Source organism: Neorhizobium sp. LMR1-1-1.1 (genome assembly GCF_040675795.1).
GTDB lineage: Bacteria > Pseudomonadota > Alphaproteobacteria > Rhizobiales > Rhizobiaceae > Neorhizobium > Neorhizobium cellulosilyticum.
Window position 1 is genome coordinate 209,344 of sequence record NZ_JBEGHE010000069.1, and the last position, 25,063, is coordinate 234,406.

Annotated in this window: 22 protein-coding genes; 18 read left to right on the forward strand and 4 right to left on the reverse strand. The window is 59.4% G+C overall.

The features are described from left to right. The first annotated feature begins 165 nt into the window (after positions 1 to 165). The 11 genes from MRBLMR1_RS27935 (at position 166) to MRBLMR1_RS27985 (ending at position 11,866) form a co-directional block, all read left to right on the forward strand. Positions 166 to 1,719 (forward strand): ABC transporter substrate-binding protein, encoded by a 1,554-nt coding sequence (locus MRBLMR1_RS27935; protein WP_404945465.1) that lies wholly within the window; start codon positions 166 to 168, stop codon positions 1,717 to 1,719. Positions 1,720 to 1,795: 76 nt separating this feature from the next. Then, positions 1,796 to 2,761: an ABC transporter permease gene (locus MRBLMR1_RS27940; protein ID WP_183685400.1), complete on the forward strand. Its 966-nt coding sequence runs from the start codon at positions 1,796 to 1,798 to the stop codon at positions 2,759 to 2,761. A 12-nt stretch (positions 2,762 to 2,773) separates the two neighbouring features. Continuing rightward, the gene (locus tag MRBLMR1_RS27945; protein ID WP_500067022.1) at positions 2,774 to 3,730 is read left to right on the forward strand and encodes an ABC transporter permease; all 957 of its coding nucleotides are present in this window, start codon (positions 2,774 to 2,776) and stop codon (positions 3,728 to 3,730) included. A 9-nt stretch (positions 3,731 to 3,739) separates the two neighbouring features. Further along, positions 3,740 to 4,933, forward strand: coding sequence for an amidohydrolase family protein (locus tag MRBLMR1_RS27950; protein WP_500067023.1), 1,194 nt, complete (start codon positions 3,740 to 3,742; stop codon positions 4,931 to 4,933). Continuing rightward, on the forward strand, positions 4,933 to 6,435 hold the full coding sequence (locus tag MRBLMR1_RS27955; protein WP_500067049.1) for an amidohydrolase family protein: 1,503 nt from the start codon (positions 4,933 to 4,935) through the stop codon (positions 6,433 to 6,435). The genes MRBLMR1_RS27950 and MRBLMR1_RS27955 overlap by 1 nt, the downstream gene beginning before the upstream one ends. Continuing rightward, on the forward strand, positions 6,432 to 7,433 hold the full coding sequence (locus MRBLMR1_RS27960) for an ABC transporter ATP-binding protein (RefSeq protein ID WP_183685397.1): 1,002 nt from the start codon (positions 6,432 to 6,434) through the stop codon (positions 7,431 to 7,433). The genes MRBLMR1_RS27955 and MRBLMR1_RS27960 overlap by 4 nt, the downstream gene beginning before the upstream one ends. After that, the gene (locus MRBLMR1_RS27965; RefSeq protein WP_183685396.1) at positions 7,430 to 8,410 is read left to right on the forward strand and encodes an ABC transporter ATP-binding protein; all 981 of its coding nucleotides are present in this window, start codon (positions 7,430 to 7,432) and stop codon (positions 8,408 to 8,410) included. The genes MRBLMR1_RS27960 and MRBLMR1_RS27965 overlap by 4 nt, the downstream gene beginning before the upstream one ends. 38 nt (positions 8,411 to 8,448) lie before the next feature. Next, positions 8,449 to 9,645, forward strand: coding sequence for an amidohydrolase family protein (locus MRBLMR1_RS27970; protein WP_500067024.1), 1,197 nt, complete (start codon positions 8,449 to 8,451; stop codon positions 9,643 to 9,645). 81 nt (positions 9,646 to 9,726) lie between these two features. Further along, positions 9,727 to 9,873 (forward strand): hypothetical protein, encoded by a 147-nt coding sequence (locus MRBLMR1_RS27975; protein WP_183685394.1) that lies wholly within the window; start codon positions 9,727 to 9,729, stop codon positions 9,871 to 9,873. Positions 9,874 to 10,130: 257 nt separating this feature from the next. Beyond that, positions 10,131 to 11,159, forward strand: coding sequence for a four-carbon acid sugar kinase family protein (locus MRBLMR1_RS27980; RefSeq protein ID WP_500067025.1), 1,029 nt, complete (start codon positions 10,131 to 10,133; stop codon positions 11,157 to 11,159). Positions 11,160 to 11,161: 2 nt separating this feature from the next. Further along, a complete protein-coding gene (locus MRBLMR1_RS27985) occupies positions 11,162 to 11,866 on the forward strand; it encodes a FadR/GntR family transcriptional regulator (protein WP_148144756.1) in 705 nt (234 codons plus the stop codon). Positions 11,867 to 11,973: 107 nt separating this feature from the next. On the opposite strand, the gene MRBLMR1_RS27990 is transcribed toward MRBLMR1_RS27985, so the two are convergent. The 3 genes from MRBLMR1_RS27990 to MRBLMR1_RS28000 are packed head-to-tail and all read right to left on the reverse strand — an operon-like array spanning position 11,974 to position 15,256. Next, positions 11,974 to 13,095, reverse strand: coding sequence for an iron-containing alcohol dehydrogenase (locus MRBLMR1_RS27990; RefSeq protein ID WP_500067026.1), 1,122 nt, complete (start codon positions 13,093 to 13,095; stop codon positions 11,974 to 11,976). After that, positions 13,092 to 14,051 (reverse strand): 4-hydroxythreonine-4-phosphate dehydrogenase PdxA, encoded by a 960-nt coding sequence (gene pdxA / locus MRBLMR1_RS27995; protein ID WP_183825029.1) that lies wholly within the window; start codon positions 14,049 to 14,051, stop codon positions 13,092 to 13,094. The genes MRBLMR1_RS27990 and pdxA overlap by 4 nt, the downstream gene beginning before the upstream one ends. A 2-nt stretch (positions 14,052 to 14,053) precedes the next feature. Further along, positions 14,054 to 15,256 carry a sialidase family protein gene (locus tag MRBLMR1_RS28000; protein WP_183685391.1) on the reverse strand — a complete coding sequence of 401 codons (1,203 nt, stop codon included), beginning with the start codon at positions 15,254 to 15,256 and terminating at the stop codon, positions 14,054 to 14,056. Between the two features lie 348 nt (positions 15,257 to 15,604). On the opposite strand from MRBLMR1_RS28000, the gene MRBLMR1_RS28005 reads away from it, so the two are divergent. The 7 genes from MRBLMR1_RS28005 (at position 15,605) to MRBLMR1_RS28035 (ending at position 24,050) form a co-directional block, all read left to right on the forward strand. Next, positions 15,605 to 17,122 (forward strand): ABC transporter substrate-binding protein, encoded by a 1,518-nt coding sequence (locus tag MRBLMR1_RS28005; RefSeq protein ID WP_500067027.1) that lies wholly within the window; start codon positions 15,605 to 15,607, stop codon positions 17,120 to 17,122. Positions 17,123 to 17,207: 85 nt separating this feature from the next. After that, positions 17,208 to 18,122 carry an ABC transporter permease gene (locus MRBLMR1_RS28010; protein ID WP_148144632.1) on the forward strand — a complete coding sequence of 305 codons (915 nt, stop codon included), beginning with the start codon at positions 17,208 to 17,210 and terminating at the stop codon, positions 18,120 to 18,122. A gap of 14 nt (positions 18,123 to 18,136) precedes the next feature. Beyond that, on the forward strand, positions 18,137 to 19,069 hold the full coding sequence (locus tag MRBLMR1_RS28015; protein WP_206827277.1) for an ABC transporter permease: 933 nt from the start codon (positions 18,137 to 18,139) through the stop codon (positions 19,067 to 19,069). Further along, a complete protein-coding gene (locus MRBLMR1_RS28020) occupies positions 19,062 to 20,681 on the forward strand; it encodes an ABC transporter ATP-binding protein (RefSeq protein WP_183685388.1) in 1,620 nt (539 codons plus the stop codon). The genes MRBLMR1_RS28015 and MRBLMR1_RS28020 overlap by 8 nt, the downstream gene beginning before the upstream one ends. A 24-nt stretch (positions 20,682 to 20,705) precedes the next feature. Next, complete coding sequence (locus MRBLMR1_RS28025; RefSeq protein WP_404945457.1) at positions 20,706 to 21,587, forward strand: dihydrodipicolinate synthase family protein; 882 nt, start codon at positions 20,706 to 20,708, stop codon at positions 21,585 to 21,587. A 356-nt stretch (positions 21,588 to 21,943) separates the two neighbouring features. Further along, the gene (locus MRBLMR1_RS28030; RefSeq protein ID WP_500067050.1) at positions 21,944 to 22,699 is read left to right on the forward strand and encodes a fumarylacetoacetate hydrolase family protein; all 756 of its coding nucleotides are present in this window, start codon (positions 21,944 to 21,946) and stop codon (positions 22,697 to 22,699) included. Positions 22,700 to 22,901: 202 nt separating this feature from the next. Beyond that, positions 22,902 to 24,050, forward strand: a complete 1,149-nt coding sequence (locus tag MRBLMR1_RS28035; protein WP_500067028.1) for an iron-containing alcohol dehydrogenase — start codon at positions 22,902 to 22,904, stop codon at positions 24,048 to 24,050. A 108-nt stretch (positions 24,051 to 24,158) separates the two neighbouring features. Here the strand turns inward: MRBLMR1_RS28035 and MRBLMR1_RS28040 are convergent, their stop codons facing one another. After that, the gene (locus MRBLMR1_RS28040; protein ID WP_183685385.1) at positions 24,159 to 25,001 is read right to left on the reverse strand and encodes a helix-turn-helix domain-containing protein; all 843 of its coding nucleotides are present in this window, start codon (positions 24,999 to 25,001) and stop codon (positions 24,159 to 24,161) included. Between the last annotated feature and the right edge of the window lie 62 nt (positions 25,002 to 25,063).

A 25,063-nucleotide genomic window follows, 5' to 3' on the forward strand; every position in this document is an offset into this window, starting at 1 on the left:
TTGCATGCAATTATCTATTGAGTTTGCATTCGTTCTGATCTAGCCTGAAGTCAAGCTGATAGAGAAAGCGCCAAAAGCCACCTTCAGCAGCCGGTTTTAACGTCATGCATTCCAGTTCCAAGCATCGTCTTGTGAGAATTGCATGCAATCCGAGGGGAATTATCAATGCGTTTATCGAGAATTCTGGTGGGGGGCGTTGCGCTTCTTGCTCTTGCGATGCCGGCCACGGCCGGAACGTTGAAATGGGGTGCCTCGCGCGATATCAGCTCGCTCGACCCCTATTCCTACGGCGACAGTTTTGCGCTTGGCGTCCTCAATCACACTTATGAGGGACTGGTCCGCTACGATCGCAATCTCAAGATCGAGCCTGCGCTCGCTACATCCTGGGAAATCGTCTCGCCGACGACATGGCGGTTCAAGCTGCGGGAAGGCGTGAAGTTCCACAACGGCGCCGATTTCACGGCTGAAGATGTGCAGGCTTCGCTGAAGCGCGCCTCGGACCCGAAGTCGCCGCTGCGCGGCAATATTCCGGCCTATAAGGGCTCCCGCGTCATCGATGCACACACGATCGAGATCGATGTCTCGGCCAATTACCCGCTTCTGCCGAATGACCTTACAACCATCTACATCTTCGATGCAGGTTGGCTGAAGGTCAATAATGCCGAAGCGCCGACCGATGTCGGGTCCGGCACCGAAGGTTATGCCACCTACAATGAAAACGGCACCGGCCCGTTCAAGCTCGAAAGCCGCCAGCCGGACGCAAAGACGGTCTTCACCAAATTCGATGGCTGGTGGGACAAGCCTGAACACAATATCGACCGGATCGAGCTGACCCCGATTGCCTCGCCGGCAACTCGTGTTGCTGCCCTTCTCGCCGGCGATATCGATTTCACCGATCAGGCGCCGGTGCAGGATCTGCCGCGGCTTGCCGCTTCGCCTGAGGTCAAGGTGCTGGAAGGCACCGACCTTCGCACTGTGATGATCGGTTTTTCCCAACGTGATCAGCTTCTGTCCGGTGCTGCAAACCCGATGAAGGATCTGCGTGTCCGCCAGGCAATGCAGCTCGCCATCGATCTCGACCTGATCAACAAGAAGGTGATGCGCGGAAAATCGCGCAATGCCGGCGCGCTCGTGGCTCCGCAGATCCCCGGTTATGACGCGGCACTTGATACGCCAGTGAAAGCCGATCCGGAAAAGGCCAAGGCTCTGCTGAAGGAGGCAGGCGCGGAAGGTTTCGAATTCGAGTTCAACTGTGCCGACAGCCTCGTCAACGAGGAGCAGATCTGCCAGGCGGTGGCTTCCATGTGGTCGCGCGTCGGCCTGAAGCCGAAGCTGGACCAGGGCACCCGTGCGGTACAGACGCCGAAGCGCTCGTCCGGCAAGGTCGATGTCTACACGCTCGGCTGGGCGACCCTGCCCATGCTCGACACCTACAGCCTCACCTCGCAGGTTCTTCATACGAAGGAAGGCTCGTTCGGCATCTTCAACTGGGGCGGCTGGTCCGATAAGGAATTCGATAAGGTAACCGAGGCTTCCGCCGTCGAACTCGATCAGACCAAGCGGCTGGCGATGGAAGCGCAGTCGCTGAAAATCGCCAAGGACCATGCCCTGATGATCCCGCTGCATCAGCAGCCGCTTGCCTGGGCGACAACCGCGAAGATCAAGGATTTCCCGCTCTTCTCGGACAACCTTCCCCGCCTTTGGCTGGTGAAGATGTAAGTCGCCATGCCCCTTGCCGTCGATCACACCGGCAAGGGGTACCATTCGCTTTTCTGAAACCAGGGACGCCGCGACCATGATCGCCTTCCTCGTAAAACGCGTCGGCAACGCCATCCTTGTCATGCTGACCGTCGCCTTTTTCGCCTTCCTGATCTTCCGTTTCCTCGGCGATCCCGTCGAGATGATGGTGAATGAAAGCGCCACCCAGGTGGAGCGCGACGAGTTGCGCAGCCGTCTCGGCCTGAATGACGGATTTCTGGTGCAATATCTGCGTTTCGTTACCAATGCCGCCCAGGGTGAATTCGGTCTTTCCTGGCGCAATCAGCAGAATGTCATCACCCTGATCGGCGAGCGTTTTCCGGCAACTTTCGAACTCGTCATCATCGCCACCATCCTGTCGCTGGCGATCGGTATTCCACTCGGCGTCTTCACCGCGATCGGCCGCGGGCGCTGGTGGGCTGAAGGCCTGCAGTTTTCCTCCATCGTCGGTGTCTCGCTGCCGAGTTTCTTCGTCGGCATCATCCTGATCCTTGCCTTTTCCGTCAGCCTCGGCTGGCTGCCGGGTTATGGTCGTGGCGAGGTCGTGCAGCTTGGCTGGTGGTCGACTGGACTGCTGACGCCCTCCGGCCGTGCCGCAATCGTGCTGCCGGCGCTGTCTCTGTCGCTTTTCCAGATCACGCTGGTTATGCGCCTCGTCCGCGCCGAAATGCTGGAAATATTGCGGGCCGATTTCATCAAGTTCGCCCGTGCCCGCGGGGTGAAACGCCGGGCGCTCTGGTTTCGCCATGCACTGAAAAACTGTCTCATGCCGGTGGTGACGCTGACGGCAATGCAGGTGGGCAACCTGATCGCCTTTGCGCTCGTCACCGAAACCGTCTTCCAGTGGCCCGGCATGGGCATGCTGTTCATGCAGGCCGTCACCTTCGTCGATATCCCTGTCATGGCGGCCTATCTCTGTATCGTATCCTTCATCTTCGTGACGCTGAACACGTTCGTCGACATTGCCTATGCGCTGATCGACCCGCGCCTGCGCGCCGCGTGACGGGAGACAACCATGACTATCGTTGAACAGACGACAAAGCAGCAGCTCCGCTCTTCTCCTTCCCGGTTTTCCCGCCTGCGGGATTCCGATCTGTGGTGGAGTTTCACCCATCACCCTTCCGCTGTCGGGGCTGCAATCCTGCTGTTGCTTCTTATCGGCTCGGCGTTTTTCGCGCCGCTGATCACCGTCCAGAACCCGTACGATCTCGCCTCGCTCGACCTGCTGAACGCCGAGATTCCGCCGATCTGGATGGAAGACGGTCAATGGCCGTTCATCCTTGGAACCGACACGCAGGGCCGCGACCTGTTGTCGGCCATTCTTTATGGCTCGCGGGCATCGATCGTCATCGGCGCGGCTTCTGTCGCGGTATCGCTGATCGTCGGCTCGGCGCTCGGATTGGTCGCCGGTTATTACGGGAAATGGGCGGATGGTCTGCTGATGCGGGCCGGAGACGTTCTCCTGTCGATGCCGACCATGCTGATCGCCATCCTCGTCTCGGCGCTCGCACGGCAGGCTCTGCCGCCATCCTTGCGTGAGGTTGGCGCTTCCGGTGTCATCGTGCTGGCGATTTCACTTTCCGCCTGGGTGCAATATGCGCGCACCGTCCGGGCGCTGACCATGGTCGAGCGCAACAAGGAATATGTGCAGGCGGCAAGGCTGATCCGCGTGCCGACATGGCGGATATTGATCAAGCATATCCTTCCCAACACCACCACGCCGCTTCTGGTGACTGCGACGCTGAATTTCGGCCTCGGCATCCTGATCGAGGCGACACTTTCCTTCCTCGGCGTCGGCATGCCGCCGGAGCAACCGTCGCTCGGCACCCTGATCCGCATCGGCAATCAGTTCCTGTTTTCCGGACAATGGTGGATCGTGCTTTTCCCCGGCCTGCAGCTCTGTCTGCTGGTCGTCTCGATCAACGTGCTGGGCGACTGGCTGCGTGACGCTCTCAATCCCAAACTGCGCTGAGGCATATCCATGAGTGATCTTCTGATTAAGAACGCAAGACCCATGGGGGGCGAGGCGTCCGACATCCTGATCAGGGACGGCCTTATTGCCGCAATCGGACCGGGACTTGCCGACGAAGGCATTGCAACGGAGGACGCCGGTGGCCGTATCGCCATTCCGGGCCTGGTCGATGCGCATACCCATCTCGACAAGTCGCTGCTTGGTTATCCCTGGTATGTCAACGAGGTCGGCCCGCGGCTGATCGACAAGATCGACAACGAGCGCAAGGTGAAACGCGACTACGGGCTTGATGCCCATGTCCAGTCCATGCGCCAGTCGCTGCAGTCTGTCGGTTACGGCACGACGCTGATCCGTACCCATGTGGATATCGACACCGATCAGGGGCTGGTGGCGCTCGAAGGCGTGATGGAAACGCGTCGCAAGCTTGCCGGTGTCGTCGAGATCGAGATCGTCGCCTTCCCGCAATCCGGCCTGCTGCGTCGGCCCGGTACGGTCGAACTGCTCGATCAGGCGATGGCGATGGGTGCGGATCTCGTCGGCGGCCTCGACCCTTGCGGCATGGACCGCGACCCGAAGGGACATCTCGACACGATCTTCGCGCTGGCGGAAAAATACGGCAAGGGCATCGATATCCATCTGCATGAAGGCGGCGAACTCGGGGCCTTTTCGATGGAGCTGATCTTCGAGCGCATTCGGGCTTTCGGCATGCAGGGCAAGGTGGCCGTCAGCCACGCCTTCTGCCTCGGGATGCCCGACTGGAACGTAAGCCAGGGATTGATCGATACCTGTGCCGAACTCGACGTGCCGATCCTGACCACCGCGCCGCCGTCGCGCGAAGTCCCGTCGCTCAAGCGGTTACGTGCTGCCGGCGTGCGCTTCGGCGCAGGCGTCGACGGTTTTCGCGACACATGGGGGCCTTATGGCAATGGCGACATGCTGGAGCGCGCCATGCTGCTCGGCATGAAGAACAATCTGCGCCGCGACGATGAATTGCTGATGGCGCTTGATGTCTGCACGACAGGCGGCGCGGTGGCGATGGATCGCGCCAACCATGTGCTCACTGTCGGTGGGCGTGGCGATGTGGTCATCGTCGAGGGCGAGAGTGTCGGTGAGGCGATCGTTACCCACCAGCCGCGCAAGCTTGTCGTGACGGCCGGCAATGTTGTTGCACGTGACGGCAAAAGCCTGCGGGAACGGCCATGATGAAAGACCGGAACTGGTCCGCCCTTCCGCTCGGAAAACGGCCGCCCGGCCGGTGGGCGCTGAAGGCTCGCTACATGATCGCCGATTTGCCCGAAGGCCGGCGGCTCGTCGAAGGTGGCGAAGCGGTGATCGAGAATGATCGCGTCATCTGGATCGGAAAACGGTTCGAGGGCGACGTTGCGGCATGTTACGACATGGGCGACGCCCTGATCGGCCCTGGCTTCGTCGATCTCGATGCGCTATCCGACCTCGACACGACCGTTCTGGGCATGGACAACCAGCCAGGCTGGAAGAAAGGCCGTGTCTGGCCGACGGATTACGCAGCACGGGCTTATGAAATGTACAGCCCGGAAGAGCTTGTCTTTCAGAAGCGTTATGCCTTTGCGCAGCTTCTTCTGAACGGCATTACTTCGGCTCTGCCGATTGCATCGCTCTTTTACCGCGCCTGGGGCGAGACGGTGGCGGAATTCGAGGCGGCGGCGGTGGCAGCCGAGGAACTCGGCCTGCGCGTCTGGCTCGGGCCTGCCTATCGCAGCGGCGGCGTGATCCTCGATGAGACGGGCGCGATGCAGCCGGTCTTCGACGAGGAGCGGGGGTTGGCGGAACTGGATGCCGCCGCGGCTTTTGCAGGCCGTATCCACGGAACCGCCGCCGGACTGATCTCCGGGATGTTTGCCCCGGACCGGGTAGAGACCTGTACCGAGATCCTGTTGCGCCGGACATTCGCCCATGCCGATGAGATGGACCTGCCGGTTCGCCTGCATATGGCACAGGGCGAGATGGAACTGCAGACCGTGCGGCGCCTGCATGGGGTCACCGCGCCGGAATGGCTGGATGGCCTTGGCCTGTTCTCCTCACGCCTGATCGCACCGCATGCGACCGTTGCCACGAACGACGATCTTGCCCGCTATGCCTCAAACGGCGTCACGGTCGTCCATTGTCCGCTCGTTTCGGCCCGGCATGGTTCCTCGCTCAAGTCCTTCTCGAAGATAAAGGCGATGGGTATCCGCATCGGGATGGGCACCGACACCGCGCCGCCGGACATGGTGCTGAACATGTCGGTCGGCCTGATGGCAAACCGCATTGCCGAAGGGTGTGGCGATGCCGGATCTGCCGCGGACTTCTACGACGCTGCGACGATCGCAGGTGCCGACGCTCTCAAACGCCCCGATCTAGGTCGGCTTGCCATCGGCTCCAAAGCAGATATCGCCGTCTTCGACATGGCCGACCGGATGATCGCACCGCGCATCGATCCGATCCAGACGCTCGTCTATGGCGCGACCGGGCGCGTCACCCGCGCCACCATCGTCGATGGTCGCCTGTCGATGCGTGACGGACAGGTTGCCGGCATCGACCTTTCGGCGGCTCGCGATGAGGCACAGGCGCAGTTCGACAGGCTTGTGACGCGTTATCCCGAACGCACTTACGGGCATCCGCCGGTCGAGACGATCTTTCCTCCAAGCTATCCACTGCATCTCAGCCAAAGCGAGGTTGCGTCATGAGCATACCCTGCCATCCACCAGCCTCCGATGCGCTCGCGCTGGATGTTCGCGGCCTGTCCGTCGAATTTCCGACCCGCAAAGGAGTACTCACCGCACTCTCCGATGTTTCGTTGACGATCAAACGCGGCGAAATTCTCGGTGTCGTCGGCGAATCCGGCGCGGGCAAATCAATGACGGGCATGGCCGTGCTCGGCCTGCTCGAACCGCCCGGCCGAGTGGCTTCTGGCGAAATTCGCATCGGCGGCAAGCGCACGGACAATCTCGGCGAAGCGGAAATGGCATCGATCCGCGGCAGCATGGTCGGTGCGATCTTCCAGGATCCGCTCACCTCGCTCAATCCGTTGTTCTCCGTCGGCCAGCAGTTGATCGAGACCGTCCGGCTGCATTCCAGCCGAAGCCGTACGGAAGCGCGCGCCCAGGCGATCGCATTGCTGAAACAGGTCGGCATTCCCGGCGCGGATGAGCGGATCGATCACTATCCACACCAGTTTTCCGGCGGCATGCGCCAGCGTGTCGTCATCGCACTGGCGCTTGCGGGCAATCCACAACTGATCATCGCCGACGAACCGACGACGGCGCTCGACGTTTCGATTCAGGCGCAGATTACCGCATTGCTGCGAAAACTTTGCCGTGAGCACGGTACGGGCGTCATGCTGGTGACGCACGATATGGGCGTGATTGCCGAAACCGCCGACCGTGTGGCCGTGATGTATGCCGGCCGCGTCATTGAGATCGGTCCGGTCGAAGAGGTGCTGAGCCGACCGAAACATCCCTATACGCGCGGCCTGATGGGCTCGATCCCGGCCCTCGGCGCCCGTGTCGAGCGTCTTGCCCAGATCGACGGTGCAATGCCGCGACTGAATGCCATTCCCACCGGTTGCGCCTTCAATCCGCGCTGTCTTGAATCCGGGTCGCGGTGCCGGCAGGTCCGCCCCGTGATGGTTGCCGAAGGGCAGGGCAGTGTTGCCTGTCTCGTTCATGATGGAGGTGTTCAGTGAGAAGCACAAACAACGCCCTGGAAGTCGATCAGCTCTCCCGCATTTTCGATGTCTCCGCGCCCTGGTTGAACCGGGTGATCGACCGCAAGCCGAAGCGTTACCTGCGCGCCGTGCAGGATGTCACCTTCACGGTCGAGAAGGGGAAATGCCTCGCACTTGTCGGTGAATCCGGCTGCGGCAAGTCCACGGTCGCGCGGCTTGTCACCGGGCTTTACGCACCGAGCGAAGGCGCAATCCTGTTTGCACCCGCGGACAAGGGCCGAGGCCGCGGCAAGCCGATGGAAGCGCAGATGATCTTCCAGGATCCGCATGCGAGCCTCAATCCGCGCTGGCGTGTCGGCGATATCATCGCCGAGCCGATCCGCGAATTCGGCCTGCGCAATGGCGCTGACGTGATCGAGGCGCGTGTCGCCGAACTGCTGCGCACGGTCGGTCTTTCTGCGGATGATGCGAAACGGTATCCGCACGAATTTTCCGGCGGGCAGCGTCAACGCATCTCGATCGCCCGGGCGCTCGCCAGCGAGCCGGAATTCCTCGTCTGCGACGAGCCGACCTCTGCACTCGACGTTTCGGTGCAGGCGCAGATCCTCAACCTGATGCGCCGCCTGCAGGACGAACTCGGCCTTACCTATCTTTTCATCAGTCACAACCTTGCCGTCGTGCGGCACATGGCGGATCGGATCGCAGTCATGTATCTCGGCCGGATCGTTGAGGAAGCGGATACGGAGGCGCTTTTTGCCGATCCGCAACACCCCTATACGCGTCTGCTGCTCCAGACGATCCCGGATGTCGCGGCTCCCAATCGCGACCGGGAACTGATGGGCGGTGAACCACCAAGCCCGCTCGATCCGCCGAAAGGCTGCGCCTTCCACCCCCGCTGTCCGATGGCGACGGATATTTGCAGCAAGGCGGCGCCCGAGGTTCGGGCACGCAAGGGCGGCGGTTTGGTTGCCTGTCATCTGGCGCTAGCCATCTGAATCCTTCAACGACCAAGATTTTCAGGAAATACCCGATCATGACCAAGACGATATTCACCAATGCGAAGCTTGCCGATGGGAGGCTGCATGATATTCATGTCGAGAACGGCCGGATAACCGGTATCCAGCCGGCGACCGAGGCATCCGCTTCAGGCATTGTCGTCGATATCGCAGGGGATCTGCTCGTTCCGGGTTTCGTCGAAGGTCACATCCATCTGGATACGAGTTTCTACGGCGGAAAATGGGTGCCGCATCGTCCCTGCACCAACGGTTTCGACGTGCATGAACGGGTCGCCTTCCAGGCCGAAAACATGGCGAAAGCGGAGCCGATGGCCGAGCGTGCCATCAAGCAGCTCGAACTTTGCGTTTCGCACGGCACGCTGCAGATGCGCAGCCACGTCATGGTCGACGGGTCGGTCGGGTTGAAGTCGCTGGAGACCATCCTGGCGGTGAGGGAAGAATACCGGGATATAATCGATATCCAGCTCGTCGCCTTTCCCCAGAGCGGCATTCTGAAAAGCCCCGGCACTCCAGAGCTTCTCGATGAGGCGATCGGCCTTGGTGCAGACCTGATCGGCGGCCTTGACCCGGCCAGTTTCGACCGTGATGTCACCGCCCATCTCGATGTCGTCTTCGGCATCGCCGAAAAACGCGGCGTCGATGCGGATATCCATCTGCACGAGGGCGGCACGATGGGAGCCTTCACCATCGAGGAAATCTGCGCACGGACGGAAGCGCTCGGCATGCAGGGCCACGTTTCGATCAGCCACGCCTATGGTCTCGGCGATCTTCCGGCCGATGCAGCGCGCAGGATCGCCGCAAGAGTTGCCCGGAGCGGTATCTCGATCATGACCAACGCGCCGGGACATCACAGCTTTCCGCCGGTCGCGCTGTTGCGCTCGGAAGGCGTCAACGTTTTCAGCGGCAGCGACAACATCCGCGATAGCTGGTGGCCTTATGGCGATGGCGACATGCTGCGCCGGGCGGAAATCATCGGTTACCGCTCCGGCTTTTTTACCGACGCGGAATTGCAGGCGGCCTTCGATATCGTCACCACGGCGGGTGCCAAGGCGCTCAGGCTTGATGGTTATGGGATCGAAGTCGGTGCCAAGGCTGATTTCGTTGCGATCGCCGCCGAACATGTTGCGGAAGCGGTCGTCGGCTTCCCCGGAAATCGCAAAGTATTCAAACAGGCGCGCCTGGTGGCCGACCAAGGCCAAGTCAGGCAAAAGTAACTAGCATAAAATCGCGTTTCGATCGAGAGCCTCGCCCCACGTCATGGTAGGCGGCCTCGGTTGGAGCGGTAGAAGAAAATCATGGCAGTCCAAAGCTATTTCCGTATAGCGAAGAGCGGGCTTGTGACTGGCAGTCGAGATTTCACCGAGTACCAGTACGCCACCGCATCGATAAAATACCGCATCCCTGCCATTCGGAAAATGTTCGTCAAGTTCCAGAAGGGCTGAGCTATTGCTGCTGCCCTTGTTTTCTTTGCAATTGATCAAAACGGCGAAATTGCTGTCGATTCGATAGCTGGCCTTGCTGATGCCTTTGGTTGATGGCTGCGAGGTTTCTCTCCGATCGCAGGCCTGGCAGAGTAGGCTTTACGTCCCCTCGCTTTGTCAGAAGAGGTGATCTCATTTGTAATTTAGTTCTATATTATTGTTGACATATAAGCGTTTTTTTATGGTATAAAGATTACAACATAAGTGGGCGGAGACATATGTTAGCCATTCTCGCGGACGATTTGACAGGTGCGCTCGACTCTGCAGCCCCTTTTGCCGGGCGTGGTCTTCGTACGGAAGTCGCGCTCGACCGGGATGCAATCTCTGGTGTCGTTGGGGACCGCCCAGACGTTTTGTCGATCAATCTTAATACGCGGGAAATTGATTCAGATAAGGCTCGTGCTGTAACGACTGCGGTCATTGCTCTGCTGCCGAAGGGGACGAAACTTTTCAAGAAGGTCGACTCCCGCTTGAAGGGCAATATTGTCGCCGAGTTGGATGCTACCCCCTTCAAGAAAGCTCTCGTCGTGCCGGCGATCCCGGAATTTGACCGTATCGTGGAGGATGGGCGCGTCTCCGGTTTCGGCATAGAGACACCGATCGTGATTGCCGATCGGCTGGGCGCCCATGCTGCCTGCGCCCGCATTCCGAATACCCGCACGCCGGCCGATATGGATGCCATTCTGGCTGAGGCGCAGAGCGATGGCACGGACCTGTTGGTCGGAGCTCGTGGCCTTGCCGAAGCGCTTGCTCGACGCATGACCGCCGGAGCCGAGGCACGTGCGGCAGCCATTCCCTCCGGCCGGATTGCTTTCGTTATCGGCTCGCGCGATCCGATAACGCTTAGGCAGATAGAAATTCTGCGCCATGAACACAGGTTGAATTATCTGCCTGCGCCCAACGGTCATCTCGACGCGGCAACCGATACCGGATCTGACTTGACGCTGGTTCAGGCAACGCCGGGTACCGACGATGTAAACCCTCAGCTTGTCTCAGAAGCTCTGGCGGACGGTCTGAAGCGGAATTTTGCCGATTACGATGGCATACTGCTTCTCTCTGGTGGCGCGACTGCGGAAGCCGTGCTGCGCAGGTTCGGTCTTTCGCGGCTGCGCCTGCATGGTGAATGCATGCCGGGCCTAGGTCTTGCTTCAGCCAACGGGCGCTGCATTATCGCCAAATCGGGTGGTTTCGGTCAGCCCGATACGTTGAAACAGATTGCAGATACTGTCCTGCAGAAAGCAGGTTGATGATGGGATTGGAAACAGGAACAGCTCGCAAAGGTCTCGCTGACGTCGTTTTCGAGCGTATGCTGCGTGCGATCAAGTCCGGTGCCTACAAGCCGGATGAGCGTCTGCCGACGGAACATGATCTCGCCGCCGAATTCGAGGTTTCCCGCCCGGTTATCCGCGAGGCATTGAAGCGCTTGCGCGACCAGAGCCTGATCTATTCCCGCCGAGGGGCGGGTAGTTTTGTCCGCTCGATGGGTCTGAGAAATCCGCTCGGTTTTGGCCAGTTGGAAAATGTCGCCGACCTTCTGAATTGTTACGAATTCCGCCTGACGCTGGAGCCGGCTGCAGCAGCTGCCGCCGCCACGCGGCATGATGCCGAAAGCCTGAAGGCGATCCGCCAGGCGCTGGAACTGCTGCGTGACGCGACAAACCGCCAATCACATCGCGAAGACGCAGATTTTCAGTTCCATCTCGCAATCGCCCGCGCCGCCCAGAACAATTATTTCTCCACCGCCATGGAAGCGTTGAAGGACCATATTGCCGTCGGAATGAAGTTCCATGGCGCCTCGATCAAGCGGGAGGCGTCTGGCTTGTCCCGCGTGTTTGGCGAACATGAGGCTATCGCCACTGCGATTGCCAGCCGTGACGAGAATGAAGCGCGGCGGCTGATGCTTGAACATTTGAAGGGCTCGCGCGAGCGGCTTTTCCAGTCATCTCATAAGTAGGGTGGGAGAGAGCGAAAATAGCTCTCTCAAGTCTATACCGCAGCGATATCAGACAAAAAAGGTGGCGCGAGCTATCGCGCCACCTCTCCTCCTCCAGCGGCCTGTGATCAGAAGCTGGCCCTGTAGATCCCTAGAACGTCGTTAACACTCATATCGACCGGGTTATTGTCCATCAGTCGGCGAATGGCGTGGGCGTCCGCGGCAAAGCGGGGCAAATCAGCTTCGGCGGCACCGTGTTTGGCGAGAGACATCTGGATGCCAAGATCAGCGCAGAAGCCATGTGCCGCACTGCTCAGGTCGGCCTGTGAAAGGTTCTTGCCGAGGCCGAGTGCCTCAGCAACTTCTGCCGTCTTGTCCCTCATGACCGGTTGGTTGAAGGCGAGGACGTGCGGAAACACGATGGCGTTGGCGAGCCCATGCGGCAGATGCAAAAGCGTCCCGAGCGGATAGGCAATGGCATGACCTGCCGCCGTGTTGACCGGGCCAAGGCAAATGCCGCCGTAATAGGACGCGAGCATCAGCCCTTCGCGGGCTTCTCGGTCCGATCCATCCTTGACCGCACGTGCCAGGAATTTGCCGACAAGATGAAAGCCCATACGGGCAAAACCGTCGATCATCGGATGGGCGCGTCTGTTGGTGAATGCCTCGACGCAATGCGCCATGGCATCGACGCCGGTTGCGGCTGTTACGGCCGGCGGCACCGAATAGGTCAGTTCCGGGTCTAGGACCGACAGATCGGCGATCAGATGCGGGCTCTCGACCGCGATCTTGCTGCCCTTGACCGGGTCGGTAATCAGCGAGCGGATACCGGCTTCCGAACCGGTGCCGGCTGTCGTTGCCACCTGCGCCAGCCGGGTCTTGCGGCCGGTAACCTTGTTAGGCCCGGCAACGTCGGCAAGCGCCTGTTCGCCGTCCCACAGGGCTGCCACCAGCTTGGCGACATCCATGACCGAACCGCCGCCGAGACCGACAACGAGATCCGGTTTTGCTGCCCGCGCTGCAGCAAGCGCTGCATCGAGCGTCGCAATTTCAGGCTCGCCCGGAATGGCATCGAAAACTGATATTTTGCCCGGCAGTTTAAGGCGATCGACAAAGCCGACAGTAATCGGCGTCGCGATCACCAGCGTCGAGGATACGTCACCGGCCCATGGCCCAACTTCGCTGATCGTGCCGGCGCCTACAAGAAGTCTTTTCGGCTGATGCAGGGTGATAACGGGAGCGCTGCTCATGCCTGTTCTCCTTTGCCGCCGTTCACCAATTTGCGGGCATAGGCTATGGCCGAGAGCATGTTGCCGTGGTTGGCAATGCCCTTGCCGGCAATGTCGAAGGCCGTTCCGTGATCGACCGAAGTACGGTCAATCGGCAAATCGACGGAGACATTCACGGCAGTATCAAAGGCAACAAGCTTGATCGGGATATGACCCTGGTCGTGATATTGCGCGACCACGAGATCGAATGCGCCGGAATAGGCACGGTGGAATACAGTGTCGGCAGAAATCGGACCATAGGCATCAATGCCTTCGGCACGCGCTGCTGCAACGGCCGGTGCTATCTGGTCATCGTCTTCAGTGCCGAAAAGGCCGTTTTCGCCGCAATGCGGATTGATGCCGGCAATCGCGATGCGGGGAGCGGCATAACCGGTGCGCTTCAGGTGGTCATTGCCGGCCTTGATCGTTGCCAGTACCCGTTCGGTCGTGGCGCGGCGGATGGCTTCCTGTAGCGAGACGTGCGTGGAAACGTGGATGACCTTCAGCTTTTCCGATGCCAGCAGCATATAGGCCGCCGCTGATTTGGTCAGGCTTCGCAGCATGCCCGTATGGCCATCGTAATGGTGGCCGGCAAGGTTGAGTGCTTCCTTGTTGATGGGGGCTGTAACGACGCAGCCGATCACTCCGGCTTCCGCATCTCGCACCGCTTTTTCGATGAAACGGAAAGCTGCGTCGCCGGCGACCGGCGACAGCGTGCCCCATGGAAGCGGCGCACCTTCGATAGGGAGGTCAACGACATAAGGTTTGAGATCGATATCGACATTCAGTGCCTCACGGGCCGCTTCCAGCGTGGGCAGATTGCCGTAGATGCGGGTGGCAGCGCGGTCCGCATCGTCCATTTCGGCCAGCGCCCGCACCGTGATTTCCGGTCCGACGCCGCAGGGGTCACCCATGGTGATGCCGATGATATTGCTCATGATTATTCTCCCACTTCTGCACTCGAACTGGCATTGGCCCAGCCCGGAGCCAGACGAACATATTTGATGGCGCGCCTGTAATAGGTGTAGGCGATGTGGAGGCTGCCGTCTGGTCCTTCCAGCAGCCACGGATAGGACATTTCCTTGTTGTGGCCGTCGATTGAATTGTTCGACATGCAGGTGCCAGGACCATTTTCAATCACGATCCGCTGTGAAAAACTTCTGGCACCATCAGCCGAAATGCAGACGGAAACCGGAGCGCGTGGCACGCCCCAGATGGGCACGCAGCCGCCATCCGGGTTGGCATCCGGCCGGTCGTCTTCTTCGCCCAACTCATCGTAAAGCGACGCGCGGCGATCTGCAGACATTTCCGCATTGGTCGGGTTGCAGATCATTGCGATCCGGCCGTCTTGCAGGCGGATCGCTGCAATTGAAGAATTGTTGTTTGGCACATCGGTTGCCTGCGGCGCGGACCAAGTGCGGCCGCCGTCCCCACTTTCCGTGCGATAGACGGAATCGGCCTGGCGGCGGCGGAATACTGCCGCCAGTTTATTCTCGCCGATCAAGACAGGGCTCATATGCACGCAGCCTGTCGACTGGTCGATATCCTCCAGTCGCCATGTCTTCCCGCCATCTTCAGAGATGCCGACAGCGGCACGGTCATGGCTGCCATTCCACTTTTGGCCTGGACGCTGGATGCAGCGGAAGATCGGCAAAAGCCACGCGCCATCATCGCGTACCACCAGAGGAGCGCGAACGAAACAGCCGCGCGGCAGATCGAGATATTGTCCCTCGCTTGCCGTCAGCTTGGTCGGGTCGCAGGCATCGCGCGAAATCTCTGCCAGACGAATCCGGCATTCGTCCTGATTGCCGGATGGCTGCGAGGTGTGAAACAGGATGAGCTTGCCATCAGGTGCGGCAAACAGAACCGGATTCTGTTCGGAATGATCTGGGTCGAAGCTCAGCCGCTGCGGCTCGCCCCATTGGTCGGAGCCTTCAGGCAGGACCGAAGCAAAGATCGAGATATCCGACTTCCCTTCTAGCGTGCCGCCAAACCAGGCGCAGATAAGTGCGCCTTCATCGGTCATGTGAAGGAAGGAAGCATGGTTCTGGATCATCGGAGAGGCCAACATGGCCTCATGTCGTCCATTTCCGGCAACGTTTACCGCGCCGTTCATGGCGGATGCAATCTCTTCAGGCGTCATCGGGGTCTCCTCTTGACCCTATGAAAATCACTCAAATAACAAAGTTGTCAAGTTTGAAAAAAAACGAAATTTGCCATTGATGACCCTATGTTGCGATACATCTATCTGAAATTAAATCGTTTTATGAAAGTTAAGTTTGTACAAATCGATAGTTCCGAATATTTAATTTGACAAACTTATCGAGAAATCCGATGGTCGGTGCCAGCTCGATCAAGGCGATCGTTAAGGACGGAGGCATCCCGACCGACGCACAGGGCTTCAGGAGGAGTGCCTTCAGCACGCGAACGCCAATGCGCCGCGAGATGAGCAGCAAACGGTGCGACATGCACCCCAGAGGGAGGAAATGACATGAAAACCTCGCATCTATTTGGAGCCGTTCTTGGCTCTGTCATGGCATTCGGTGCCGGCATTGCACCGGTTCATGCCGCGTCTACGGATATCAAGATCGTTCTCCCGGAAGAGGCAGACCTTCTCGAGCCGTGCATGGCGACCCGCTCAAATATTGGTCGCGTCATCATGGAAAACGTCAGCGAAACGCTGACCGAGCTCGATGTCCGCACCAAGAACGGTGTGATGCCTCGTCTGGCTGAAAAGTGGGAGCAAAATGCCGATGGAAGCTGGCGTTTCCATCTGCGCCAGGGCGTGAAATTTTCCGACGGCAAGGCTTTTGGCGCCAAGGATGTCAAATATAGCTTCGACCGCATTTTCAGCGACAAGAATGTCTGCGAATCCCGCCGCTATTTCGGTGGCATGAAGTTTGACGTGAAGGTCGTCGACGACAACACGATCGATTTCAAGGTTGATCCAGTCCAGCCGATCTTGCCGCTGCTCCTGTCGCTCGTCACCATAGTTCCGGAAGGCACGCCGCTAGAATTCGTTCGCGAGCCGATTGGCACCGGTCCTTACAAGCTGTCCAACTGGACGCCGGGTCAGCAGATCGTGCTTGATGCGCGTGACGATTACTGGGGCAAAAAGCCCGCCGTCACCAAGGCAACCTACGTCTTCCGCGCCGATCCTGCCGTCCGCGCCGCCATGGTTCAGGCCGGTGAAGCCGATCTCGCACCGTCGATCTCGCAGGTCGAAGCCACGAACGAGAAGACCGACTTCTCCTATCTCGACAGCGAAACGGTCTATCTGCGTATCGACGGAAACATCGCGCCGCTTAACGATGTCCGCGTCCGCAAGGCAGTCAATCTGGCGATCGACCGTCAGGCGTTCCTTGGTACACTCGTGCCGCAGGATGCTGTTCTGGCAACAGCCCTTGTGCCGCCGACCACGCTCGGCTGGAACCCGGACGTCAAGGTTTTCCCGTATGATCCGGATCAGGCCAAGAAGCTGCTTGAAGAAGCCAAGGCTGCCGGCGTTCCGGTCGATACTCCGATCACAGTCGTCGCCCGTACTGCGAATTTCCCCAACGTGACGGAAATCATGGAAGCCGTCCAGGCGCAGCTGCAGGACGTTGGTTTCAAGATCGACCTGAAGTTTGTCGAAGTCGCCGAGCACGAAGTCTATTACTCGAAGCCATTCAAAGAAGGCCGTGGCCCGATCATTGTCGCTGCCATGCACGACAACTCCAAGGGTGACCCGTCCTTCACCATGTTCTTCAAGTACGACTCGAAGGGTACCCAGTCCGGTTACGCCGACCCCAAGGTCGATGATCTCATCGCCCGCGCTTCGGCCGCCACCGGTGATGAGCGTGCAAAGCTGTGGTCGCAGCTGATCGCCTATGTCCACGACGATCTTGTCGCCGACGTCCTGCTCTTCCACATGGTCGGTTATTCTCGCGTATCCGAACGTCTGGACTTCAAGCCCAGCATTGCCACCAACGGGATGCTGCAGCTCTCTGAAATCGGCTTCAAGAAGTAACTACCGCCAGGCGATTTGATCGCCCTATCGAAGCGAAGTGGGCGGCGAGGCGTTCGCCGTCCATTCCAGCAAGATCGAGGTCCCAATGCTCAGATTCATCCGCAAACGCGCCCTCGCCAGCCTTATCTCGCTGATCGGGCTGCTGGTCATGGTATTCTTTCTGTCCCGCCTGACCGGCGATCCGGCATCGCTCTTTCTTCCCGTCGAAGCGTCGGCCGAAATGAAGGCCGAATTCCGTGCCCTGCATGGGCTGGACCAGCCGCTTCTCGTGCAGTTTGGCCAATATGTCGGCGATGTCGTCACCGGTGATCTGGGGGAGAGCCTGCGCAAGGCCCGTCCCGCACTTGACGTCGTGCTCGAAGCCTTCACATGGACTCTGTGGCTTGCGGTCATCACCATGACGCTGGTCACAGTCTGCGCCATTGTCGTCGGTTCGCTCGCAGCCTTCCGCACCGGTGGCTTTTTCGATCGCTTTTCTTCGATGTTGTCGTTGATAGGCGCCTCCGTACCGGATTTTTGGCTGGCCATCGTCGCCATCGTTATCTTCGCCATCCAGCTTTCCTGGCTGCCGACCTCCGGTACCGGTACGCTCGCCCATTGGATTCTGCCAATCTGCGTTCTGTTCGTGCGTCCCTTCGGCATCATCGTTCAGGTGGTGCGCGGCTCGATGATCTCGGCGCTTTCTTCCGCCTATGTGAAGACTGCACGCGCCAAGGGGGTCAAATCCGGCCCGATCATCTTCGTTCATGCACTGCGCAACGCCATGTTGCCGGTCATCACGGTTATCGGCGATCAGGCGGCAAGCCTCTTGAACGGTGCTGTCATCATCGAGACGATATTCGGGTTCCCCGGTGTCGGCAAGCTGATGATCGACAGCATTCTCCAGCGTGACTTTAACGTCGTGCTAGCGGCGATCCTCGTCACCGCTTTCGCCATCTTCCTCATGAACCTCGTGATCGACCTCGCTTACGCGCTTCTCGATCCGCGCATCCGCTACTGAGGATCGACATGACCATGGCCATTCAATCTACCCACACCCCAAAAGAAACAGTCGCGGAAGAACCAAGTGCCATTGTGCGTATGGCGCGTATGCTTTGGGCAGACAAGTTCGCCCTCTGTGCCGCAATCTTCCTCGTCTTCGTCATCGTCATGGCGATCATCGGCCCGACATGGCTCGATGAGCTTGCGACCAAACAAAACCTGCGTGGCCGTAACCTTGCGCCATTCATGTTCGACCGCGAATGGTATATGTGGCTCGGCGCCGATGCGCTTGGCCGCCCGCTCTGGCCGCGCATCATTGTCGCCACCCAGAACACCATGATGGTTGCAGCAGGTGCCGTTGTCATCTCGGCCATCGTCGGCACGCTGCTCGGCCTTATCGCTGGCTTTGCGTCGGAACGCGTCAGCCAGGTCATCATGCGTCTGGCAGACGTCATCATGTCCTTTCCGTCGTTGCTGGTGGCCGTGATCGTTCTCTACATCCTCGGTTCGTCCATCCTCAACCTCATGCTGGTACTCGCGATCACCCGTATTCCTGTCTATCTGCGCACCACCCGAGCGGAAGTTCTGGAAATCCGCCAGCGTATGTTCGTGCAAGCCGCACGGGTCATGGGGGCGTCGTCCAACCGTATCCTCTTCCGCCATATCCTGCCGGTCGTCATCCCTACGCTGACGACGTTGATGACGCTCGATTTTGCCTATGTCATGCTGGCGGAAAGCGCGCTGTCCTTCCTCGGCATCGGCATCCAGCCGCCGGAAATCACCTGGGGCCTGATGATCTCTCAGGGCCGCCAGTACCTCACCAATGCCTGGTGGCTGTCCTTCTGGCCGGGCCTTGCGATCATCCTCACCACGCTCTCGCTCAACCTTCTGTCCAACTGGCTGCGTATCGCGCTCGACCCCGTGCAGCGCTGGCGCCTGGAAATGAAAGGACCGAAACATGGCTGATCATCTGCTCGAAGTCCGCAACCTCTCGGTCGACTTCCACACCGCATCAGGTGTTGTGCACGCCGTGCGCAACATCTCCTACCATCTCGACCGTGGCGAGACCCTCGCCATCCTCGGCGAGAGCGGTTCCGGCAAGTCGGTGTCGTCCTCGGCGATCATGAATCTGATCGACATGCCACCCGGCAAGATCTCCTCCGGGGAAATCCTGCTCGACGGCAAGGATCTCCTGACGATGAGTGGTGAGCAACGCCGCGAAGTCAACGGCCGCCGGATCGCCATGATCTTTCAGGATCCGCTCAGTCATCTCAATCCGGTCTACACGGTCGGATGGCAGATGCGCGAGGCGCTGAAAACCCACGGCATAGGCAATACGCAGGCCCAGGCCGAGGCGCTCCGCCTCTTCAAGCGCGTCGCCCTGCCTGATCCGGAACGCGCGCTCGACAAATATCCGCACGAGTTTTCCGGCGGCCAGCGCCAGCGTGTCATGATCGCCATGGCGCTTGCCCTGAAACCTGACCTTCTGATCGCCGACGAACCCACCACGGCTCTTGACGTCACGGTGCAGGCGGAAGTGCTGAACCTGCTGAAGGAACTCCAGCGCGAAACCGGCATGGGTGTGCTGATCATCACCCACGATCTTGGCGTTGTCTCCGAAGTCGCCGACCGCGTCGTCGTCATGGAAAAGGGCCAGCTGGTCGAAAGCGGCACGGTGCGCGAGGTCTATCACAATCCGCAGCACGCCTATACGAAAAAGCTGATCGCCGCCGCTCCCGGCAAGGGCGAAATGCATGAACCGGAAGCTTCCGGCGACGCCATCCTCAGCGTCAAGGACGCCCGCAAGTTTTATGGCGGCTTCGAAGCCCTGAAGGGCGTTTCCTTCGATCTCAAGGCTGGCGAGACCGTTGCTGTCGTCGGCGAAAGCGGCTCGGGAAAATCCACGCTCGCCCGTATCCTGCTGCGTCTCGAAGAAGCGGATGGCGGGACTGCAAAATGGAAGGGCAAAGACCTTTTCACCATGTCGCCGGGTGACCTGTTCAAGCTGCGCCGCGATCTGCAGATGGTGTTTCAGGACCCAACCCAGTCGCTGAACCCGCGCATGACTGTCTACCAGCTGATTTCCGAGGCCTGGGTCATCCATCCGGAAATTTTGCCCAAGGCGAAATGGCGCGAGCGTGTCGCCGAGCTGCTTGGTCAGGTCGGCCTTTCTTCCGAACATATGGGCCGTTATCCGCATCAGTTCTCCGGCGGCCAGCGCCAGCGTATCGCCATTGCCCGCGCGCTTGCGCTTGAACCGCAACTGATCGTCTGCGACGAGGCCGTCTCGGCGCTCGACGTTTCGGTTCAGGCGCAGGTGATCACGCTTCTCGACAAGCTGCGCAAGGAAATGGGCATCGCCTTTATCTTCATCGCCCACGACTTGCCGCTGGTGCGCGATTTCGCCGATTATGTGATGGTCATGCAGAAGGGCGAAGTGGTCGAATTCGGCACTGTCGCGCAGGTCTTCGACAATCCGCAAAAGCCCTACACGCAGGCCCTACTTGCCGCCAGCCTCGATCCGGACCCGGACGTGCAGGCGGCCAACCGCTATGCCCGGCTGGCAGCCGCATCCTGATTTGATTGATTCCGGAGTAGAATGATGACCAAGAAAGCCTTCGTCGCGATCGTGACATGCTTCAACGACGACGAAACGATCAATTATGAAGCGACGCGCGCGCAGGTGCGTCGTCAGGTGGCGGCCGGCAACAACATCATGTGCGCCGGCACCAATGGCGATTTCTCCGCGCTGACACACGGCGAAAAGATCAAGCTGCTCGAGGAAGTGGTCGATGAAGTCGGCGGCAAGGTCGACGTCATCGTCAATGCCGGCATGCCCGCCACGTTCGAGACGCTGCAGCTGGCAAAAGAATTCGACCGCATCGGCGTCACCGGCATCGCCGTCATTACCCCCTTCTTCATCGCCTGCACGCAGGACGGCCTGATCCGTCATTTTTCCACCGTCGCCGATGCCGTCAACACACCGGTCTATCTCTACGACATCCCGGCCCGCACCCAGAACCACATCGAGCCGGAAACCGCCCGCAAGCTTGCAGCCCACGGCAACATCGCCGGTATCAAGGATAGTGGCGGCGCACAGGAAACGCTGGCCGCCTATCTGCAGGTTTCCAAGGACGTTGAAGGGTTCGAAGTTTATTCCGGCCCTGATCATCTGGTCCTGTGGTCGTTGCAGAACGGCGCTGCCGGCTGCATTTCAGGCCTGGGCAATGCCATGCCGGACGTTCTCGCCGGCATCGTCGGCGGCTTCAACTCGGGCAATATAGAAGAAGCCCAACGCCAGCAGGAAATCTACACTGCCTTCCGTACCGATCTTTACGCCCACGGTTTCCCGCCTGCCATGGTCAAGCGTGCGCTCTATCTTCAGGACGCTTCCGTTGGTGCCAGCCGTCAGCCAGCACTTCTCCCCAACGCTGAGCAGGACGCCAAGATCGGCGAGACACTGAAGAAGTTCGGCCTGCTCTAAGGGAGGCAATTATGTCTATTGCTGTCGCTACGACGTCGCCCGGTCGGGCGGCATGGCCGGTTGCCGCAACTGCTTGAGGAAACCGGCTGGGAAATCATCCGCTGCACCGATACAGCGCTACCAGATGGCGGCCTGCCTCGGCATATGGGAAGTCGATTTCCCAGCTGTTGGGCGGGTATCGGTCAATTCGGCGACGTTTATATGTCGGCATGATAGATTCATTGCTGCCGCATGCCGAACGTCTTGGCCTTGAGCTTCAGAAATCTTTGTAACAACGGCAAATCGGCAAAGTAGGGTGACACCCTGCACGCCAAATCAAAACCTGAACAATTCGGAGATGATAAATGAACGATAGTCTGTCGACGGTTTTCGATGTTCAGGCGCTCGCCGACAGCTTGTATGCGTTACGCGAAGCGTGCCGATCGCAAGCGACCGCCGAATTTTCTTTGCCTCAGAACTTGGTGACCGCGATGCAGGCTCAACAGGCACTTGCCGCAAAGGAAGGCGTACCGGGTAACGCCTGGAAGGTGGCGATGTCCCCTGACAAACATGCCGTCGTGGCGCCGCTGCACCCTTACGTCGAAACCTCGCGCGATGCGGAATTGCCCTATCTTCCCGGCATGAAGTTCGAGGTGGAGATCGCCGTCCGCCTCGGCCGATCCCTTCCGATCAAAAGTGATCTCTATTCCCGTGAAGAGATCTATGATGCGGTTTCAGAGGCTTATCTCGGAGCGGAACTATTATCATCTGCCATAAAAGAGGGCGGAACGTTGTCTTTCCCGCTTTTTGTGGCAGATCGCATAGGAAATCGCGGATACGTGCTAGGCCCGGCTGTCCCTAAAACCCTCCTTGATACGGTGGGTGAGGCTGAGCTAATCGTCACTCAGGGAGGCAACCCGATCTATAAAGGACCGGTAAAGCATCCGGTTGGCGATGTTCTTGCGTGGCTGGTCGCCTATGCGAACGACAGTGCCCGTCCCGCAAACTCGCTGAAGGCCGGTGCGATCATCACGACCGGTGCTCTTTCTGGCGCAATGCTGTTGCCGGGATCTGGCAAGGTCGAAGTTCTGCTATCCAAGGTGCATGCGTTAAACGTGGTGCTCATGGCATAAACTCTCCGACTGTTCGACGCTGCCGCGCTCTCCTGCCATGTTCCGACCTCTAATTTCCGGCCATGCAGGCTGCAACAATGTCCAAGGCACAAAGGCTTCCTCGTTCGGCCTTCGCTAAACTTCCGGTCACCAAGGAGATTATCAGCAGGAGCGCTGCCGTCCATAGAAGCGGCAGCCTCCCGATCAGGAGGAAAAGAACGAGATGGCATTTCGACTGTGTTTCCCAAAAATCAACATCAGCGGTGCCGGCAGTCTGGCCGAAGTTCCCGGTGAGCTTGCTGCTCGCGGCTTGAAGCGGCCGGTCATTATCACCGACGCGACGCTGGTGAAGTTCGGACTTGTCGCACCACTTCTGGAAGGCTTGAAAGAAAAGGGTATCGAGGCTTTCGTTTACGATGGCGTCGTTCCCAACCCGACCGTTCCGGTCGTCGAGGCTGCCTACAAGGTGTTTGTCGACAACAGGTGCGACGCGATCATCGGTGTCGGCGGCGGCAGCCCGATCGACACGGCCAAGGCCGTGCGCATCCTCTCGGCCAATCCCGGCCCGATCACGCTTTATGAAGGTGTCGGCAAGGTCGCCAAGGCAGGCGCATTCCTGGCTGCCGTCAACACGACTGCGGGAACTGCCGCTGAAGTCACCTCCAACGCGGTCATCACCGATCCGGTCGCTCAGGTGAAGATGGTCATCATCGACGCCAACATCATCCCGGATATTTCGGTCAACGATTCCGCCATGATGACCGGTATCCCGGCTGCAACGACAGCTGCAACCGGCATGGATGCTCTGACCCATGCAATCGAAGCCTATGTCGCCAAGGGCGCGCATGTGCTGACCGATTATGCAGCGCTCGAAGCGATCCGCCTGATCGCGGCCTATCTGCCGCGCGCAGTCAAGGATGGCAAGGATCTGGAGGCACGCGAGATGATGGCCTATGGCCAGTTCATTGCCGGTCTCGCCTTCAACAGCGCCGGTCTCGGGCTCGTCCATGCCATGGCGCACCAGCCGGGCGCAGTGAAAGATCTTCCGCATGGCGTCTGCAACGCAATCCTGATGCCGCTGGTCGAGGAGTTCAACCGTCCTTATGCCGTCGAACGGTTTGCACGCATCGCCGAAGCAATGGGTGTCGATATCAAGGGATTGAGCATTGAGGATGCCTCCAAGGCCGCGATCAAGGCGATCCGCGATCTGTCGGAAACGGTCGGCATTCGCAGCGGCTTTGCCGAACTTGGCGTAACCGAGGACGACTTCCCGCTCTGGGTCCAGAAGGCACAGAAGGATCCTTGCGCACCGGGCAACCCGGTCGCGGCCACGGATGCGGATATTCTGGACCTCTACAAGAAAGCTCTGTGATTACGCGCGGAAGCGCGATTTGCGAATAGACACGAAAGGCCCGCTCATAAGGCGGGCCTTTCGGCGTTCCGGCCGCAACGCCGGCCGCCTCATGCCCCTTGTTCGGGTTCAGGCGTGGTTGTGACGCGGCATGCGACGATATTCGCTCGGCGCCATGCCGGTCATCTTGCTAAAACTGTAGGAAAAATAGTTGCTGTCGTTGAAGCCGCAGGAAAAGGCGATGTCGGTGACGCTGTCATTGGTCGCGCGCAATGCCCGCATGGCTTTGCTCAGTCTGAGCTTGACGAGATAGTTGTGCGGCGTCGTGGCCGTCGCCTCGCGAAACAGCCGGCTGAAGCTGCGCGAGGAATAGCCGAAGCGCTGAGCGACACTTTCGAGGTCGATATCTTCGGTGCAATTGTGCCTGAGATAGTTGAGCACATGTCCGAGGCGTGCCGAATTCGGCAGGCCGCGTGCGTCCGTGGCGAATTGAGAGCGCGACAGGATGATCGAGAGCTGGTTGAACAGCGCCTCCGACATCGCGTCCGAAAGCGGATCTGACCGGCGGGCCTCGTTCTCCAGCGCTTCGATCAGCGGCTTGACCTGCGCAAGTACATCCTCGGTAACCTGCCAGTGGCGCCTTGTGCCATCTTCCCCATCTGCCGAACGCCGCATGATGTCGAGAAAATCATAACGCCCGGAGGCCCTATCGGGCCGAAACAGGATGTTGGTCAGGTAGAGGTCGTCGACCTGCTCATAGGCGTGGTGGTCCTCTGCCTTGATGTAGAAAAGTTCTCCGCAAGTGATGAAGTGCGGTTCATCATTCAACATATGCCAGCCATTGCCGGAGAGAACGATCATGACCTCGTGAAAGTCATGGTCATGCAGAGGAAACGGTGTCTGCGGAGTTCTTTCCTCCACGATGACCGTTTGAGCGTCCGAGCGGAAAAATTCCTTGGCCAAAAGCTTCATCGAATCAAAACTTCATAATCGCGCACAACGGTACAGATAGCCCATTCGAAAACGCCGATCCG